This is a genomic window from Natronolimnohabitans sp. A-GB9 (assembly GCF_030848565.1).
GTDB lineage: Archaea > Halobacteriota > Halobacteria > Halobacteriales > Natrialbaceae > Natronolimnohabitans.
Window position 1 is genome coordinate 1 of record NZ_JAVDDV010000038.1, and the last position, 18527, is coordinate 18527.

Annotated in this window: 10 protein-coding genes and 2 CRISPR repeat arrays; of the genes, 7 read left to right on the top strand and 3 right to left on the bottom strand. The window is 54.0% G+C overall.

Annotated elements, in window-relative coordinates; translation table 11 throughout:
- Both RBH26_RS20500 and RBH26_RS20505 read right to left on the bottom strand, forming a co-directional pair.
- Positions 1-232 (bottom strand): hypothetical protein (locus RBH26_RS20500; protein ID WP_306760220.1); only part of this gene is annotated, 232 nt, incomplete at its 3' end.
- 229 nt (positions 233-461) lie between these two features.
- Entirely contained in the window at positions 462-1214 is a 753-nt protein-coding gene (locus RBH26_RS20505; RefSeq protein ID WP_306760221.1) for an SDR family NAD(P)-dependent oxidoreductase, read from the bottom strand.
- 276 nt (positions 1215-1490) lie between these two features.
- On the opposite strand from RBH26_RS20505, the gene RBH26_RS20510 reads away from it, so the two are divergent.
- Positions 1491-1799, top strand: a complete 309-nt coding sequence (locus RBH26_RS20510) for a hypothetical protein (RefSeq protein ID WP_306760229.1) — start codon at positions 1491-1493, stop codon at positions 1797-1799.
- A complete protein-coding gene (locus RBH26_RS20515; protein ID WP_306760222.1) occupies positions 1796-2779 on the top strand; it encodes a tyrosine--tRNA ligase in 984 nt (327 codons plus the stop codon). The genes RBH26_RS20510 and RBH26_RS20515 overlap by 4 nt, the downstream gene beginning before the upstream one ends.
- Before the next feature lie 394 nt (positions 2780-3173).
- Here RBH26_RS20515 and RBH26_RS20520 read toward each other — a convergent pair whose 3' ends face one another.
- The gene (locus RBH26_RS20520) at positions 3174-3524 is read right to left on the bottom strand and encodes a winged helix-turn-helix domain-containing protein (RefSeq protein ID WP_306760223.1); all 351 of its coding nucleotides are present in this window, start codon (positions 3522-3524) and stop codon (positions 3174-3176) included.
- 320 nt (positions 3525-3844) lie between these two features.
- Positions 3845-7038: direct repeats of the CRISPR family, unit length 30 nt; unit sequence GTTCCAGAACTACCCTTGTGGGCTCGAAGC.
- A gap of 99 nt (positions 7039-7137) precedes the next feature.
- On the opposite strand from RBH26_RS20520, the gene cas6 reads away from it, so the two are divergent.
- Genes cas6 through cas3 form a run of 5 tightly spaced genes read left to right on the top strand, consistent with a single transcriptional unit; the run spans position 7138 to position 14531 of the window.
- Positions 7138-7914, top strand: coding sequence for a CRISPR-associated endoribonuclease Cas6 (gene cas6 / locus RBH26_RS20525; protein WP_306760224.1), 777 nt, complete (start codon positions 7138-7140; stop codon positions 7912-7914).
- On the top strand, positions 7914-10103 hold the full coding sequence (locus tag RBH26_RS20530) for a TM1802 family CRISPR-associated protein (protein ID WP_306760225.1): 2190 nt from the start codon (positions 7914-7916) through the stop codon (positions 10101-10103). Before cas6 ends, RBH26_RS20530 begins: the two co-directional genes overlap by 1 nt.
- A 51-nt stretch (positions 10104-10154) precedes the next feature.
- Complete coding sequence (gene cas7b / locus RBH26_RS20535; protein ID WP_306760226.1) at positions 10155-11207, top strand: type I-B CRISPR-associated protein Cas7/Csh2; 1053 nt, start codon at positions 10155-10157, stop codon at positions 11205-11207.
- Positions 11204-11959, top strand: coding sequence for a type I-B CRISPR-associated protein Cas5b (cas5b, locus tag RBH26_RS20540; protein ID WP_306760227.1), 756 nt, complete (start codon positions 11204-11206; stop codon positions 11957-11959). Before cas7b ends, cas5b begins: the two co-directional genes overlap by 4 nt.
- 4 nt (positions 11960-11963) lie before the next feature.
- On the top strand, positions 11964-14531 hold the full coding sequence (cas3, locus tag RBH26_RS20545) for a CRISPR-associated helicase Cas3' (protein WP_306760228.1): 2568 nt from the start codon (positions 11964-11966) through the stop codon (positions 14529-14531).
- Between the two features lie 121 nt (positions 14532-14652).
- A CRISPR array of direct repeats spans positions 14653-18526; the repeat unit is 29 nt; unit sequence GTTCCAGATCTACCCTTGTAGGCTCGAAG.
- Position 18527: the final 1 nt, after the last annotated feature.

The window sequence follows — 18527 nt, forward strand, 5'->3', positions numbered from 1 at the left end:
TGAGGACTAACGGACCCGGTTCGAGATGGCGATATTTGAATCGTTGCCGCCAGGAGACCTCGCTCCGGTGTCCATTCCACCAGCTGTATTCAATTGCGTCATCCTTCGGATGAGAGTCAGAGGCACTTGCGGTACCGACGATCGCGGTACCGCTGGCAATGGCCGTGGCGATGCTCGCACCGCTCGTTCGGAGCACTGTTCGGCGGTCCACTAGTGGATTGGAATCGCTCATGGCTGTGTCGTGGGTCCGGGTCTACCACTCGTCGGTCGATTGCCAGTGGTTGCTGGCGGCTCGCTTATCCATCAAATTACCCGAATCACACATGAATAACAATATACGAAAAATAAATAACTCTTTGGTGGCGCCCGAGCACTGCTATCGACGTTCTCGTCACTCTCTGCAGTACAGCCAGCAAACGTGCAGGGTGTCTTAGAATACGTCTCACACTCCCCTTTGGTGATTAGACCAGCGTGTAACCGCCGTCAACGACGAGTTTTGCACCCGTGATGTAGCTGGCCTCTTCTGAGGCTAGGAACGTAACGGCGTTTGCGATTTCTTCCGGTTCGCCCATTCGATCGAAAGCAGTCATCTGTACGCCGGCCTCCAGTTCCTCCTCTTCGGAGACCGACTGTGGCGCGCCGGTGTCAATGAGTCCTGGGACGATTGCGTTCATTGTGATTCCATGTTGAGCGACGTCGAGAGCGGCGCTCCTAGTGAATCCAACTACGCCGCCTTTACTGGCTGCGTAGTGTGCAAGGTCGTTCGACCAGCCGATATGGCCGCCCGAAGCCGACGAAATGTTGACAATCCGGCCGTAGTTTTCCTCTCGCATCGCAGGCAGCGCTGCCTGCGTGCAGTTATACGTCCCGGTCAGGTTGATGTCAATTACTTGCTTCCAGTCCTCTTTTGTCATCTCCTCAAGCGTGTGCGTGGGGAAAATTCCCGCAACGTTCACAAGGATATCCAAGCGACCGAACTCTTCAAGAGTTGCTTCGACGACCGCATCAACTTCTTCTTCGTCAGTTACGTCCATCTCTTCAGCGACCGCTTTTGAGCCCGTTTCCTCAACATCCGCTGCCGTTTCTTCGATACCCTCGACGACATCGGTTACGACGACATCGGCCCCGTTTTCTGCAAGCACCTTCGCGGTTGCTTCCCCGATACCACCGGCTGCACCGGTTACGAGCGCCACATGATCGGTAAGATCAATCATAGCTGTCTTATCCTTCAAGCAGTATATGTATAAATCCTTGAAGGATTTCTAACTCCTTAGACTGATAGTGAAGCTTTTGTGGCCTTAACAGTAGTTGGTAATACGGTTTCTTTATTCAGAGTAGTGCGCGAAACTCGCGTTCAGTATAGGGGGTATAGCAATCGGTTCGAACACCATGTGGTAGAATAGCATTTAGTATTACAGCCATCATAGCACACCTTAAATTAATTTATATATTTTCAGCGGATAGCTTGAGGTGGTATGGTCGAGCAAACCATAATTGACCGACTTGAGAAAGAGGTCGATGTTCTCGATCGGCATTTAGAGGTATTCGTCCTCGTATGGCAGGCCGAACCGATTGGTATCGTCAAATTATCTACCAAGACTGGTCTTCCGCACCATAAGGTTCGGTACTCGCTGCGTGTTCTTGAGGAAGAAGAACTCATTGAACCGTGTTCAGCAGGTGCAACGACGACGGATCGCGCCGAAGAATTCGTTGAGACGCTAAACGATGATCTGGCGACTGTGATCGACACATTGGACGCTATGAAGATTTCTGGGTCAAAGGAGATGCAATCTGTATGAATACCCACGAGTTACTCACCCGGAACACCGAGGAAGTCGTTACCGAGCAAGAGGTACGTGAACTCGCCGATGATCCGGCAGACAAACGGGTCTACGTCGGCTACGAACCATCCGGTGTCCTCCACCTCGGCCACCTTCTGACGGCGAACAAACTCATCGACGCGCAGGAAGCGGGGATGGATGTTGTAGTCCTGCTTGCAGACGTTCACGCACATCTCAACGGGAAGGGCAGTTTCGAGGAGATCCACGAGACAGCGGAGCGAATGAAGGCACAGTTCGCCGCGTACTGCCTCGACGAGAACAAGACTGAATATGTCTACGGGTCTGATTTCCAGCTTGAAGCGTACTACTCGCTCGATCTGCACGAACTCGGCGTCTCGACGACACTCAACCGCGCCCAACGAGCGGTTGCCGAACTCCAAAGCGGCGACACCGCAACGGTGAGCCATACAGTGTACCCCTTGATGCAAGTCCTCGATTTCGAATTCCTCGGCATCGATCTCGCTGTCGGCGGAACCGACCAGCGGAAAGTACACATGCTCGCCCGGGAGAAACTGCCGGAGCTGGGATACGAGGTGCGACCGTGTTTGCACACGCCCATCCTCGCCGATCTCGAAACAGGCGAAGGAAAGATGTCGTCGAGCAAGGGGACGACGATCTCGATGGAGGATTCCACTGCGGATCTCAAGCGAAAGATCGAGTCGGCGTTTTGTCCTCCGACCCGTGATCCCGAGGGCGACCGCGAGAACCCCGTCCTACAGTTATTCGAGTACTACGTGTTTCCGCGATTCGAGTCAGTGACCGTACGACGACCCGAGAAGTACGGTGGAAATCAGACGTACGAGTGCTACGATGACCTTGCGGCGGCGCTCGAATCCGGGGAGTTGCACCCGGCAGATGCGAAAGAGACGGTAGTCGGATATCTCGATGAGCTGATCGCTCCGGGGCGAAAAAAGCTGCGCGAACTAACGAGCGAATAAGTCGAAGCCGTTCCATTCGCACACGCAGTTACCGAACTGCCTGGTTCACTTTCATATATGATTCTGAATAAAGAAACGTGCTACTATCTACTGATAATATCACTTTTCAGTTAAATGAATGGGTGGGAGCGTGTGACAGGGTGTGAACCGCCGCCCCTTCATTGTTAACACACTATAATGATGCTTAAATCTATATTTATTTCACAACATGTGAGTCATCTGTATTGATCGGTCATCACCGATCTCAAATCGGATACCAGCCCTTGCCACATTCGGAGCGTATCGTAGAATAGGTCACGTGCCCTTTGGGTTCTATAGTGAATGTCCAGTACAGAGCAAGTAGGCAACAGGGTCGCTGAAACCTATCACGGTATGAGAGTTTCAACAGAGCCGCTCAGGTTTTTTCGGTCTCGTCTTCAGAGCGGGCGAAGCTCGCTTGAGGGTCGTCGATGTTGTCGCTGGTGGCGGTGTTGGGTCCTTCGATGAGTTCCCTGAAGTTGTCCACTTGGTCGTACTGGTCCTGGTGGAGAAGCGCCGCCTTTCCGTCGGACGTGACTTCATACAATCCGGATCGGTCAGTTGGGCCGATCTTTCGAACGAGGCCGTAGTCTTCAAGCACCGGCAATCGTGTGTTGATGTTGTCGCGGCTCTTTCCCGTGTGAGCGGCTAAATTCGTCGCAACGTTCCGACCTTTGTCCTCGAGTGCCTCAAGGATCAGAAAGTCTGTTGGTTGACGGAGTTTCATATTTAGTAGCTCTTGTAGCCAAAAGTTATTTCCGGCGGAAACTAAGGTTTTCCGGCCGACCTGTCCAGGACGATCTGCTCGTCAACGCACTCGAGATCGAATAGCCGCGAACAGAATCTGTTTCTACTTCCCGATCGTGATTCTACCCGCCACTTGAGGGAGATGTCGTCGACGATCCTACTACGATTTCTGAGTGTTTGGAGGAAGTATGAAGTCCAATTTGTCGTCGACCCCTGGGGGTTCCAGGGGTATTGGAGGTCGACGGAATCGAGCAGCTGCTATCCATAGTATTATGGCTGTATATTGCTGATTTGGACATGGTTCCAGAACTACCCTTGTGGGCTCGAAGCACCTCGAGGGGATCGTCGGGGTCGTCGCACTTGAGTTCCAGAACTACCCTTGTGGGCTCGAAGCATCAACGAGACCAACGAGGTCGTTCCCGGCGACGACAGTTCCAGAACTACCCTTGTGGGCTCGAAGCAAGATCAGGAAGTACGACGGGATGCTCATTTACATCGTTCCAGAACTACCCTTGTGGGCTCGAAGCGGTTTTGTCTTGTATGCCGCCGATATCGCGCTCCCAGGTTCCAGAACTACCCTTGTGGGCTCGAAGCGCTAACCACACCGAGATGGGGCAGCGCGAGGCCGAGTTCCAGAACTACCCTTGTGGGCTCGAAGCGTCGTGAAGCTGAACTCCTGGACGACCTGACCGAGGGTTCCAGAACTACCCTTGTGGGCTCGAAGCCATCCTCGAGCGACACTGAGCGAACCGTCGTCGTCGAGTTCCAGAACTACCCTTGTGGGCTCGAAGCGTCCTCAACGGTAAGATTATCTATCTCAACAGGGGTGTTCCAGAACTACCCTTGTGGGCTCGAAGCACCTCGTCCATCGTGTCCATGATGACGATATTGTCGTTCCAGAACTACCCTTGTGGGCTCGAAGCCAGGTTTCGCCGCGGCGGGCCGCACCGATCCCCTCGTTCCAGAACTACCCTTGTGGGCTCGAAGCACCCTGGGTTTGAGGGAGAAATCACACTCGAGATAAAGTTCCAGAACTACCCTTGTGGGCTCGAAGCTAACAGTTCCGGGTCGTTATGTGCTTTCTCCGACTTGTTCCAGAACTACCCTTGTGGGCTCGAAGCCATGATAGCGTCTGCTGTAGCCGGTCCTACGCCGTGTTCCAGAACTACCCTTGTGGGCTCGAAGCTTCGAGTGGTTCGAGCGGGGCAACTCGAGCGACGATGTTCCAGAACTACCCTTGTGGGCTCGAAGCTCTTTGGTAGGACGTCGGACGGCCCGGCAGGGTTCGTTCCAGAACTACCCTTGTGGGCTCGAAGCTTTGAGTTCAGTTCGCTCTGTAAGGGCCTCTCGCATGTTCCAGAACTACCCTTGTGGGCTCGAAGCGCAGCTCCAAGTCAGATTCACGTTTAGCGGTTGGCCGTTCCAGAACTACCCTTGTGGGCTCGAAGCATCATGAGCCCGAACGCCTCCGGGTTCGATAGCTCATAGTTCCAGAACTACCCTTGTGGGCTCGAAGCATGCCACGGGATGAAAACGGGCAATTCATGGAAGTTCCAGAACTACCCTTGTGGGCTCGAAGCCCTGCCGTACAAGCAGGGACACCAAGAGGTCGAAGGGTTCCAGAACTACCCTTGTGGGCTCGAAGCCGTTAAAGGGACATAGGGTTTTGGCTACTCTTCGCGCTGTTCCAGAACTACCCTTGTGGGCTCGAAGCCCCTCCCACCCCTACCCTTCGAACCGGACAAAGGACGTTCCAGAACTACCCTTGTGGGCTCGAAGCGATTGTCGTCAGTCGGTACTATACCGTCAGTGCTGCGTTCCAGAACTACCCTTGTGGGCTCGAAGCTTTTGATACGAACAAGCGATTCGGAACCTGCTACTGCGTTCCAGAACTACCCTTGTGGGCTCGAAGCATCGACGAAGGTGCCGACGAGAAACCCGATCTGTACGTTCCAGAACTACCCTTGTGGGCTCGAAGCCTGCGGACGTCCGCGACCCTCCATGACGGGAGTATCGTTCCAGAACTACCCTTGTGGGCTCGAAGCCGGGCTGGGACCGAACGCGGCCTCGAGGCTGGCCGCGTTCCAGAACTACCCTTGTGGGCTCGAAGCACTGATCACATCATGACGATGTTTTCATCGAAGAACGTTCCAGAACTACCCTTGTGGGCTCGAAGCAGTTAGGATGTAGTCGCCAACGGCCCCGACTCTGTTCCAGAACTACCCTTGTGGGCTCGAAGCAGCGATTGAGACGCCTAACTCCTCGGCTCGAGCCTCGTTCCAGAACTACCCTTGTGGGCTCGAAGCGCGGCCAGTGATTACGGCCAGAACGTCGGGTTTCTGTAGTTCCAGAACTACCCTTGTGGGCTCGAAGCAACCTCTGGGTCTAGCGAGACGGTCCGGCGCTCTTGTTCCAGAACTACCCTTGTGGGCTCGAAGCTAATCGGTGACGAGGTGCCTGTATGAATCGATCACAGTTCCAGAACTACCCTTGTGGGCTCGAAGCGATCTCGTCCGGGTACCCCCGCGGAGTCTTTGTCATTGGTTCCAGAACTACCCTTGTGGGCTCGAAGCCTCTGGCCAGAACTGCATCCCTGGGTCGAGATCGTGTTCCAGAACTACCCTTGTGGGCTCGAAGCCCCGCTCTTACCCTTGGGGTCGTCGTCCGAAGACCGTTCCAGAACTACCCTTGTGGGCTCGAAGCGACTGCCTCTCTCGCGATCTCCTCTTCTCTGCGCCGGTTCCAGAACTACCCTTGTGGGCTCGAAGCGAAATGACGGACACAGGCAAGTGCTGTACGAACCGGGTTCCAGAACTACCCTTGTGGGCTCGAAGCGTCCTTCTCGACGACAATCGGCTGCGTCCATCCGGTTCCAGAACTACCCTTGTGGGCTCGAAGCTTCAGTTTGAGGATAGTCGGTTGGCCAAACGAAACGTGTTCCAGAACTACCCTTGTGGGCTCGAAGCTTCAGTTTGAGGATAGTCGGTTGGCCAAACGAAACGTGTTCCAGAACTACCCTTGTGGGCTCGAAGCTAAGTCGGCTAAAGATATGCTATAGTTCAGTTAAGTTCCAGAACTACCCTTGTGGGCTCGAAGCGCCCTTTGTGGTGCATCAAATGAGATACAATCTAAAGTTCCAGAACTACCCTTGTGGGCTCGAAGCTCACTCGAGACCAAACGCCCGCGTGACGGAGGCGGCCAGTTCCAGAACTACCCTTGTGGGCTCGAAGCTCGATGACCGCGACACTGCCGTTCGACGTCGATAGTTCCAGAACTACCCTTGTGGGCTCGAAGCCGCCTGTCTGGGATCCTGACGAAGAAGCGTGGGTGTTCGTTCCAGAACTACCCTTGTGGGCTCGAAGCACCGTTTATCTTCCCGATGGTCTCACTGGCTCATTGTTCCAGAACTACCCTTGTGGGCTCGAAGCACCTGGTACTCCGTTTGCCCAAGATCGCACTCGTCAGTTCCAGAACTACCCTTGTAGGCTCGCAGCGCAGAGTGCGATCGAAATGAGAGTGAAGGTAACAAATAGATACAATCCTATGACGTTCATGTCATAGTTTTTTTATTGAGTAAAGACAGTTGTCCCCGTATGCGTATCCTTGTACGGCTACGGGCCGACGCAGACGCAGTATACAACCCGGAGTATCACAATAAACTCCGCGGAGTTATCTGGGACGCTCTCTCTGGAACACCGTTCTACGATCTCCACGGAGAACGGTCCGTACCAGCGTTTTGCTTCTCCAACATCTTTCCCGTTAAACAGATCTCAGAAGGAGATATCCGCCACGTTCTCATCGCGTCCCACCGCGAGGGGTTGATCCGCGTGCTCGCTGATCGGTTCGAACCAGGAACCGAATTCAACGTCGGCGAGATGGCCTTCCACGTAGACGACTGCAGCGTACTCTCGCCAGATGTCGGCGAAACTGGGACCAGCGGAACGCTCAAAACAGACACTGGTGTCTACATTCCGCTGCCACAGGAACGATGGGACGAATACGGGATCGAGACCGAGGCAAACGCTGAACAGATCGGATGGAGCCCTGATTACTCACTCGAGATCTTCCTCGAGCGGGTACGGGAGAATTTGGCCTGGAAGCATGACACCATCCACGCAGATTATTTAGAAACGGTCTCTCCAGAGACAGAGCTCTTCACCGATCTAACGCTCGAAAAGACGTACACTGTCGATGTGGCAGTTACATCGGATAATACCTATGAATACACGTTTCTGGTGACGAAGTGGAAATTCGATTACACCGTTCGAAACGAAGACCACCGGCGCTGGCTCAATCTGCTACTCGATACTGGGATGGGCTGGCGTAACCAGTTGGGCTTTGGGTTCGTCAACCGGGAGGTGGCCGAGTAATGGCATCGAAGGTGGCGTCTGACGCGTCTATTGATACCGTCCTCGAGGAAGTTCCTGATCGGCCTCTCTCGAGTCTCTACGATATCGCGTGTTTGTACACGGCCTGTGATCGGTATGAACGGTTGACCGAATCGACAGTCCCAGATCGGATGGACCCAGAAGCCGTCAGTAAGGTCTCCGTCGCTACTGAACTGCTGGCAGAAGAGGAGTCGAACAGTATCATTGCCGCCAGGATAGACCTCTCGGGATCGGAACCAACGCTTGCAGAGACCCCGATCGAAGTCCAGAGCTACACGAGAGAAAACTGTTTCCAGCTTGGATATCTGAAAAACCAGCGAAAGGCAGGTGCAGCGACGGACTATTCGATCACGAACCATTCTGGCAGCAGCGAGACTGATATCGAGACGATCGCTCACGATACGTGGGGGAGTCGGTTTCTTCGCGGACGATTCGAAGAGTGGCCGAACCGACCTGGAGCACAGGCTGTCGCTGAAGAGCATTCAGACGGATGGATTATTGATCTCCTGTCCCAGCTCGGGGAAGATGAGGATGCGATGGAGGAGCTGACGGAAGCGTTACTCGAGAGTGTAGAGTTCGAGGAGACACGAGCTCTCGTCACAGTCAAGATCAAACTCGAGCCAGACGGGGAGTTCCTCTATCCTGGGGAGATACCAGTATTGAACGAAGCAGCATACGAATGCCGCCGTGAGCATTTTCGGGATGGCATTTCGATGCCCGACTCGGATCCAACTGGTACTGGGACCGGGTTCATCACCGATAGCGACGATCGCGTGACTGGCGGTTCGCCTGGTGTGCTTGGTCAGTTCGGAAAGAAGCAGCCAGAGCTGTTTCCGGACCTCAACAAAGACGATGCATGGCGATCCAGACCCTTAACGCCGGAAGCAGCTGTTGTCGTTGACCGGTTTGGAAGCATTATCGATGAGTTCTACACTGGTTTTCAGGGGGTTCGATTCTACATGCTGCCCTACCCTGAAACAGCAATTACGCCGGAGACGTTCCAGCGTTTTTACTCGGATGTATACAAGCAACTAGTAGAAGCGGATCAGGACGAGTTCCAGGATGAGGTCGTTCGACTCTTCGAGGACGAAGTGGACACTGAGCGCTTGGTGGAAAAGTCCGCAGTCAGCTCGGAGGCCATCGACGACTTCTTAGCTGATCTGGATGACGAGATGACTGCTTTCGATGGGTACGACACCTGGCTCCGTGTGTACGGCCTCTACGTTGCCAAGGGATTAGATCCAACACAAGTGTTCGTCGACGAGCCGTCGGTGTCACTCGGTCCGTTGACCGATCTCGAGGCGGCATATCATAACCTTGGCGTTGCCTTACAGGAGTCTGAACTGTTCGGCGACCTTATTGAAAGGACAGATTACGTGCGGCCGAGTCAAAACGTCGCCAAGGAGGTTCTTTCTGGTCGGTGGTTCTATTCGACGATTGCTCAGTCGCCTGATCCGGACGACACCAGTGACGATGATCCGTCTCCCGATGACCCCTTCCTCACACTGAGTGGGAAGTTAGTACGAGGAGACAAAATCAGCGCTGATACTCTCCTTGATCTCTTCGTGCTCAAAATCGAGCGCGAGTTCCGGGACAATCAGTCGAACGGAAACGGTAGTTTCCCATCGAACGTCGTTCTGGGCCAGTACGCACGGTTGACAGCACTTGCCAATGCAGATTTGTTGTTAGAAAACCATATATCCCATACATCTGAACATGACTACACGCTAATGGAATCGAGCACACCTGGGGAGCAAACGCGCGAATCCAGATTAGAGAGTTTCATCGACGACCACGATGCATTAGCAACACCAGAAGCGAGGGCGGTTTTCCTTCTTGGAGGGTTAGCGGGACGTCTCACAGCGTTCCAGCATAAGGAGGAGGTTTCGCGGAAGGTAGTTGAACAACACCCTCCGTCATCGATCACGAAGCAATCGATTCCCTCAGTGGCCAGCCAGATACTGGAGAAAAACGAGACGTATGCGCAGATGGATGAACGGCGCGGGAACATGAACCAGCGCTATACGTCACGTCTTGCCGACGCAATGCTGGACAAGAACCCCGACTCGTGGGAGCTTCTGACGCAAGAAATCCAGTGGCTGTACAGTCTGGGGATTGCGTATGGCAAATCTGACCAGTCGCTCTACCACGAAGACGAGGAAAGCGAGTAGTAACGATAGCTAGAAACAAGCTAACTGACCTATCACAAACATACTATAACAATGAGTGAAACCATGGATGATGAGACCGCAGGAGTGGAGAATCGTTCTGAAATTGTCTTCCTTTACGACGCCGAAGACGCGAATCCAAACGGAAACCCGCTATCCGCAAACGACCGCCCTCGAATCGACGAGAATACGCAACAAGCAGTCGTCACCGATGTTCGACTCAAGCGCTTTATTCGCGATCAGCTCCACGACGACAACCTTGGAGTCTATATCCGCAATCCAGCGAAAGAAGGAGAGCAAGGACGTACTCGAGACGATCTCTTCTTAGATCTACTCGACACCACACAAGACGAGATCAAAGAGATGGACTCCGAGGAACTCTTTGACCGGTTCCTCGAAAAGGCGACTGACGTTCGGTACTTTGGTGCGACGCTATCTTTTGACGACAAAGTCCAGGATGCCCTCGAGGAAGCAGACATCTCTACTCCACAATACACTGGTCCGCTTCAGTTCAGCCACGGACGGAGTATGCACGAGGTCGTCGAAAACTCGGAGAGCAAGAAGCTGTCAGTCACGATCCAGAGCGATGCAGACGACGATCAGGGGACGTTTGCTGAGGACAATCGATTGCAGTATGCCCTGATCAATTTCCACGGAATCCTCAATGAAGTCAACGGGTCAATGACGGACTTGAGGAAAAGCGATGTCAGTCGATTGGATACGGTCATCTGGCGGGCACTGAAGAACCAGACGCTAACCCGTTCCAAGATGGGGCACCAGCCACGGATGTACCTCCGCGTTGAGTTCGACGGTGGCTACCACGAGGGCGATCTCGATGACTTGCTGAGCATCAACGAAGCAGAGTCTGCGCCACCACGTGAGATGAGAGATATTAGCGATGTCACCATCGAGATTGGCGACCTTGTCGATCAGCTCTCGTCATCTCCCGTCTCTGAACGGATCAACGAAATTCGTGTCTGTGCAAACAAGTACGTCACCTTCAGTTCAAATGGTGAACTTGGCGGGCCGGAGCTACTGTACACGGAACTCGAGAAGGCAGGACCGGTCACCATCGTCGAACCGTACGACCAATCCACCGACCGATGAGTTCCGAAGCGATCCCGGACTCGGTTTCGTTTACGATTAGCGGTGACTGGGCCCATTTCCGGCGGATCGATACGACGACAGCGAAACAGACGTATCGAATCATGCCACGAACCACCGTGATCGGCCTCTTGGCTGGGATCCTCGGCTATGATCGCGACAGCTACTACGATGATTTTCATCCAGATCGTTGTCGCATCGCGATTTCACTCGAGGAGCCCATCACGACTATGCCAGTCCCCCAAGCCGAACTGACGACGAAAGACGCCTACCGGAGTAGCCGTGGCGGTCACGATGCAGAGGGGGCTTTTCTCAAAGTCGAGAAGACGTTAGAGGACAGACAACGGAACTTCTATGAATATCTCACCGACGCCAGCTACCGGATCGATGTCTGTCACGCTGACAGCGAGATCAGCGAAGAATTAGCAGAGATGTTAGAGGCAGGTGAATCAGTCTACACGCCATCACTCGGAAAGAGTGAGTGTCTCGCTTCGATCACGTACCATGGACGATCTGAGCCAGAACGTATCGACGCGGACGAAGCCCACTCTGTCGTGCCACTCGAGGATGCGATCCCGACAGGTGCGCAGCTCGCAACAGAGCGATCACCGCGACATATGGAACAGGATGGGCGCTCGCGTCGAACCACGGAATTTGCGGCGTACGCCTATCGGAAAGACGGAAATGAGCCAATCGAAGTGAACGACGACGCAGCAGTGTACGAGATTCACGACCGGCCAGTGACGTTCATCTAGAAAAGTGAATCTCCCAGTTCCGCCGATACTTGCCCGCCCACGGTCTTCGAATCAGAGTCGCCCCAACCGACTTGTCCCACACCTTGAGGACGTCGAAAACCGGGCACTTGAGCTCCTACCGGAGTGTAGTGAGGAACTCGAGACGGTCGTCTCCGTAGCTGCCTATCTACACGATTTCGGGAAGTTGAACGCCTTCTTCCAGCAGTATATTCATGCACGCGATCGAGGCGATTACTCGGAGACGGTCTCACGGAAGAAACGGAGCCATGCATACTTGGGAGCGTTTGCATGCCAGCACGTACTTCGACAGTGTGGCCTCTCGAAACACTGGCAGGCGGTCGGGTTCCTGGCTGTCGCAAAACACCATGCAACGCATCTGAACGACTTTCGTACGATCAGTGAGTATATGGGCTCAGCCGAGTTCGGCCCGTTTACCAGTGCAACTCCAACTACACAAGTCGAGAGTATTCTCGAGAACGAACCGCTCCAAGATGCTGCAGGGGAGATCCTATCTGCCGCTCGTCCTGACGACCTCGAGCCATCGCAGGCACTGAAGGAATTTGTTGCAGATTTCAAACGCAAGGAGACAGTAACGGTACTCAAAGACCACCGACCGACTGATTCCGGTAGCAGAGAATACATCCATCTCCTTCGGGTCTGGAGCACTCTCACTTGTGCCGACAAGCTTAGCTCGGCAGGTCTCCCAAATCGTTCTCCGAACCCAATTGATCCAGGACAGATCCCTGATTATATCGAGACACTCCCGGAGGAGCACGGAATCCAAAAGACGCTGAATAATCGACGAGAACAAGCGCGAAAAACTTGCGTGGACCAAGTCGATGAGTTCCTCGAGGCGGACGTGAATATCGGTCGGATCACGCTTCCGACCGGGTTCGGAAAGACACTGACCGGAACACAAACCGCATTGGAACTCGCACAACGCAAGGAAGGGAGGGTGATCTATGCGCTTCCATATACGTCGATCATCGACCAAACTGACGATATCTTTCAGTCTGTCTTCGGCCTGTCTCCGCTTGAAGAGCGCTATACAGTCCATCACCACCTTGCCGAGACACGAACGCGGCCAACCGATCTAGACGATGGTGACAATGCACCCTTCCGCGACCAACATCTCCTCGCTGAAAGCTGGCAAGCAGATCTCGTACTGACGACGTTCGTTCAATTATTTGAGTCAGTTGTTAGCCCGACCAACACGCAGTCGATAAAGCTACCAGCGCTGCAAGATAGCGTGATTCTAATCGACGAACCACAGGCGCTGTCGCATTCATGGTGGCGTCTAATCACGTATCTCTGTACGCGTTTAGCAGACCACTACAACATTCACATCATATTCATGACAGCGACACAGCCTGGCCTCTTCCAGTATGACGATCAGGCGCCAACACCATTCGAATTCCTACCAGAGAGCGGAACATACTATGATCTGATCGAAACCCACCCTCGAGTTGAATTCAGACTTCACGAGTCTGTTAGCGAATACGTGTCTAACCCGCGGTCTGCCTCTCCGCTTCCAATCTCCGACGCAGCTACAGAAATCACCGCTGGCCCGACTGAATCGACGCTCGTGATCTGCAATACAATTCGGAGTACAACCGAATTGAGCTCGGCTGTAGTTTCGCGCCTGCAATCAACTACGAATCTTAATGCCCACCTGAAGGAACTACTTCAGACACAGCGGATACAGACAGCATCACGTGAAGAAATCGTCACAGAATTGGTCGAGCGAGTCCAGGGTGAAACAGTCGTCTCGACACTCACGACGCGATTGCGCCCAATCGATCGGAAACTGCTGATAGCAGCAATTAGACAGCTGACAAACTGTGAAGAGACGTCACTCTATGTGATTTCGACGCAGTTAGTCGAAGCCGGCGTCGACATTAGCTTCAATCGACTCTATCGAGATATTGCCCCAATTCCATCGATCGTTCAGGCTGCGGGTCGGTGCAATCGAGAGTTCAGTGATGAGGCCAGTACAGTAACGGTTTGGCGACTATCAAATCCGAGATCAAACTCGAAACCACCGAGCTATTACATTTATACCAATTCGTACGATCTCCTCTACCCAACTCGAGAGGCACTCGCACCATACCACTCGGAGACGACAATCGAAGAATCAGTGATGATTGGTGATATCGTCGACAGATACTATGAGCGACTGCATTCGGCCGCGTCTCCAGGAGATCATAGCTTGGTAACAGCTGTTCAGAAGGGGAAGTTCGGCACCTTAGCTAACGAATCGCTGATTAGCGATGAGTATCCCACTGCGGATGTCGTCGTTTGCGTCGACTCTATCGATCTTAAACTTGTGCGAATGTACCAGGAAGCATTGGAAGAAGGTTACCACGACTGGACTCGAGCGATCCAACGCTATCTTTCCTCACGAACGGTATCGATTCCGGTTCGTGATACTGACCTGTCTGAACCGGTATTCACACCAATTACTGAGAAAGGATACTATTTCGTAGATGCATCCAGCGATCAGTCAGTATATAGCTTAGAAACGGCAGCTGGGCTCGTATCTGATTCGGTTTCTGACCGAACGTCGTTTTAGCGTCTCGTTTTGGAGCAGCTGGTTCCGTCGACCCCCGTGGTGTGAGAGGTTATTGAGGGTCGACGGAATTAGCAAGCCAAAGAACGCATCCTTATGGCGTTAGAGTCTCAATTTCGGGATGGTTCCAGATCTACCCTTGTAGGCTCGAAGCGCACTCGGCACACGAAGACGCGGACTCAGTCGTCGTTCCAGATCTACCCTTGTAGGCTCGAAGCTCGAGGACAGCGACGAGTACGACCGTGACGACGTCGTTCCAGATCTACCCTTGTAGGCTCGAAGCAACCGTCGTCACGGTCGTACTCGTCGCTGTCCTCGAGTTCCAGATCTACCCTTGTAGGCTCGAAGCGCCGAGAAGGCTGCCGACCTCGAGAAGGTCGACGTCGTTCCAGATCTACCCTTGTAGGCTCGAAGCTAAGGTGGAGCAAGGTCTTGCCGAGGTTTCCCCCGTCGTTCCAGATCTACCCTTGTAGGCTCGAAGCAACGTGGTACAGTCGATCGTCGGCGCCACCCTGGCCGGGTTCCAGATCTACCCTTGTAGGCTCGAAGCCGACCTTGATACATCTCTATCAAAGGTAGATTACTCGGGTTCCAGATCTACCCTTGTAGGCTCGAAGCAATGAGGTCTGGGTTCGGGAGGGGGATAAGCCTCCGTGTTCCAGATCTACCCTTGTAGGCTCGAAGCCTGCGAAGTCAGAACTATCCCGTCGAATCAATCAAGGTTCCAGATCTACCCTTGTAGGCTCGAAGCATCCAAATACTTTTGTCGTAGCGTCTCTTCGTCTCGCGTTCCAGATCTACCCTTGTAGGCTCGAAGCACCGTAACCGCCTATCAGTTTCCCGTTACGCTCTCGGTTCCAGATCTACCCTTGTAGGCTCGAAGCCTATTGAATCGGTCAAGGAAACGCACATCGTCAAAAGGTTCCAGATCTACCCTTGTAGGCTCGAAGCAAGGTACGCACCCGCCGTACCCGATTCTCTCGGTTGTTCCAGATCTACCCTTGTAGGCTCGAAGCGGTTGAATGCGTTGACTGCGGTGTCTCTGAGTTCGGAGTTCCAGATCTACCCTTGTAGGCTCGAAGCAGCACGGCCGGGGACCAAGACGTCTGTTCGGAGTGTGTTCCAGATCTACCCTTGTAGGCTCGAAGCACGGAGAGTTCGACTCAACCCCCCGAGCCAGTGCCATCAACCACATGTTCCAGATCTACCCTTGTAGGCTCGAAGCGCCGATCGGGACGTCGACGTCGACGACACCGACGACGGTTCCAGATCTACCCTTGTAGGCTCGAAGCGAACCAGACGGGAACTGGTCCCAGACGGACGGCTAGTTCCAGATCTACCCTTGTAGGCTCGAAGCCACGACATGGAACAGATCCGTGCCGGCCGAGAAAGTTCCAGATCTACCCTTGTAGGCTCGAAGCTCGAGGTCGGCGTCGCACAGTCCGCAGCCGTCGTAGTTCCAGATCTACCCTTGTAGGCTCGAAGCGAGCCGAGGGCGGAGATCGCCATCGAGCGGTTCTTCGGTTCCAGATCTACCCTTGTAGGCTCGAAGCCTTGAGCTGAACCGTGGAGATGACTATTTCGACACAGGTTCCAGATCTACCCTTGTAGGCTCGAAGCAACCGTGGTAGCGACGACGAACGAATCGTTTGCACGGGTTCCAGATCTACCCTTGTAGGCTCGAAGCAGGATCGAGGGAAAACGCAACGCCGTCATTGTCGCCAACAGTTCCAGATCTACCCTTGTAGGCTCGAAGCCGTGTCGGCCCGGATTAGCTCTTGAATCCGTTGCTGGTTCCAGATCTACCCTTGTAGGCTCGAAGCGATCGACGACCCACAGCTCCAGGTCGACTCAGACCAGTTCCAGATCTACCCTTGTAGGCTCGAAGCTGCGACAAGTCGTGTAAAGGCGACTGGCGCTCGCGGTTCCAGATCTACCCTTGTAGGCTCGAAGCCATCTAGAACATACCATCCCAGCAGATCATGTCGGACTTGTTCCAGATCTACCCTTGTAGGCTCGAAGCTCACGTGCCTTGTATACATTTCGACCGATCGTTTGAGTTCCAGATCTACCCTTGTAGGCTCGAAGCGGTTAGACCGTGACCCTATGGCCGAATACAAAGCAGGTTCCAGATCTACCCTTGTAGGCTCGAAGCATCAAGTTTCGCTGAACATGGCTACGGCGACACACTGTTCCAGATCTACCCTTGTAGGCTCGAAGCTCGAAGGCACAATAGATGTCGCAGAGTTTGATGAGGTTCCAGATCTACCCTTGTAGGCTCGAAGCAACGCCCTCGAACGGGCCGTGACTCGGTTCGGCCAGGGTTCCAGATCTACCCTTGTAGGCTCGAAGCTGACCGTGGCGCAGGTGGCCGACGATCTCGCCGTTGTTCCAGATCTACCCTTGTAGGCTCGAAGCTCGATCGGACTGGTTGGTTCAGCAAACGCGACAGAGTTCCAGATCTACCCTTGTAGGCTCGAAGCATTGTTCTCTTTCTCGAGGTGCTTGAAGACGGGTTCCAGATCTACCCTTGTAGGCTCGAAGCGTTTGAGATTATTCGGTCTAGGGGAGCAAACTCACGTTCCAGATCTACCCTTGTAGGCTCGAAGCGTGACTCCATCCAGGACACTGCGAAGACTGCTCAGTGTTCCAGATCTACCCTTGTAGGCTCGAAGCTCTGGCTCGCTCGACGACACGGTAAAAGCGCTGGACGTTCCAGATCTACCCTTGTAGGCTCGAAGCTTCGCCGGGATCGTGCTCGCTGGGGTCACGATCATCGTTCCAGATCTACCCTTGTAGGCTCGAAGCGAGCTACGCCGATCTCATGTCGTTCCTCGAAGACCGTTCCAGATCTACCCTTGTAGGCTCGAAGCGGGCCGACGAATCGGAACTCGAGAACTACCAACCGAAGGTTCCAGATCTACCCTTGTAGGCTCGAAGCTCCCCGTGGTTCGTCGTTCCAGGGTGCCCGATCGAGTTCCAGATCTACCCTTGTAGGCTCGAAGCACCGGGTTGCCGATCGTGGCGACCGTGGTGCCCATCGTTCCAGATCTACCCTTGTAGGCTCGAAGCTCTGGCGGGGATTGGAGTCCTAAGCTGTCCTGCGTGTTCCAGATCTACCCTTGTAGGCTCGAAGCCAAAGGGGCGTGCAGTTCTCGAGTACGAGCTCGGCTGGTTCCAGATCTACCCTTGTAGGCTCGAAGCCAAGGAGATATTATTGACGAGAGTAAGGTAGCCGAAGTTCCAGATCTACCCTTGTAGGCTCGAAGCTAATTGCTCTCGCATACCCCACACTCTACACTACTGGTTCCAGATCTACCCTTGTAGGCTCGAAGCAACGAGGGAGTCCACCATTACAGCGCCGAGATAGACCGTTCCAGATCTACCCTTGTAGGCTCGAAGCGACTAGACACGAAGGCCAAACGGGGGTCTGGAACGAGTTCCAGATCTACCCTTGTAGGCTCGAAGCGACTGGACCGTGTCGCTGTCTCCTTCGATCGCACGGTTCCAGATCTACCCTTGTAGGCTCGAAGCTTGGTACAATGGCCATGTATCCGGTACTTGTCCCGGTTCCAGATCTACCCTTGTAGGCTCGAAGCGTCCGCGCGGCGGGGTACGGCTGGGACCGCCCACTCGTTCCAGATCTACCCTTGTAGGCTCGAAGCACGTCGTTCTGTTCACCGGCGAAGATTTTGACGGCTGTTCCAGATCTACCCTTGTAGGCTCGAAGCAGTGGCTCGGACGACGACACGGTTCGCGCGCTGGACGCGTTCCAGATCTACCCTTGTAGGCTCGAAGCTTCGGTCCCAGTTGCAGCGTCGATTTTCGCCACATTGTTCCAGATCTACCCTTGTAGGCTCGAAGCAGCCGCCTCACGGACGCCGGCGCCGCGGTCCCATCGTTCCAGATCTACCCTTGTAGGCTCGAAGCATCACGAAACGGCTGATCGGACTCGCAGCGCTGATCCTGGTTCCAGATCTACCCTTGTAGGCTCGAAGC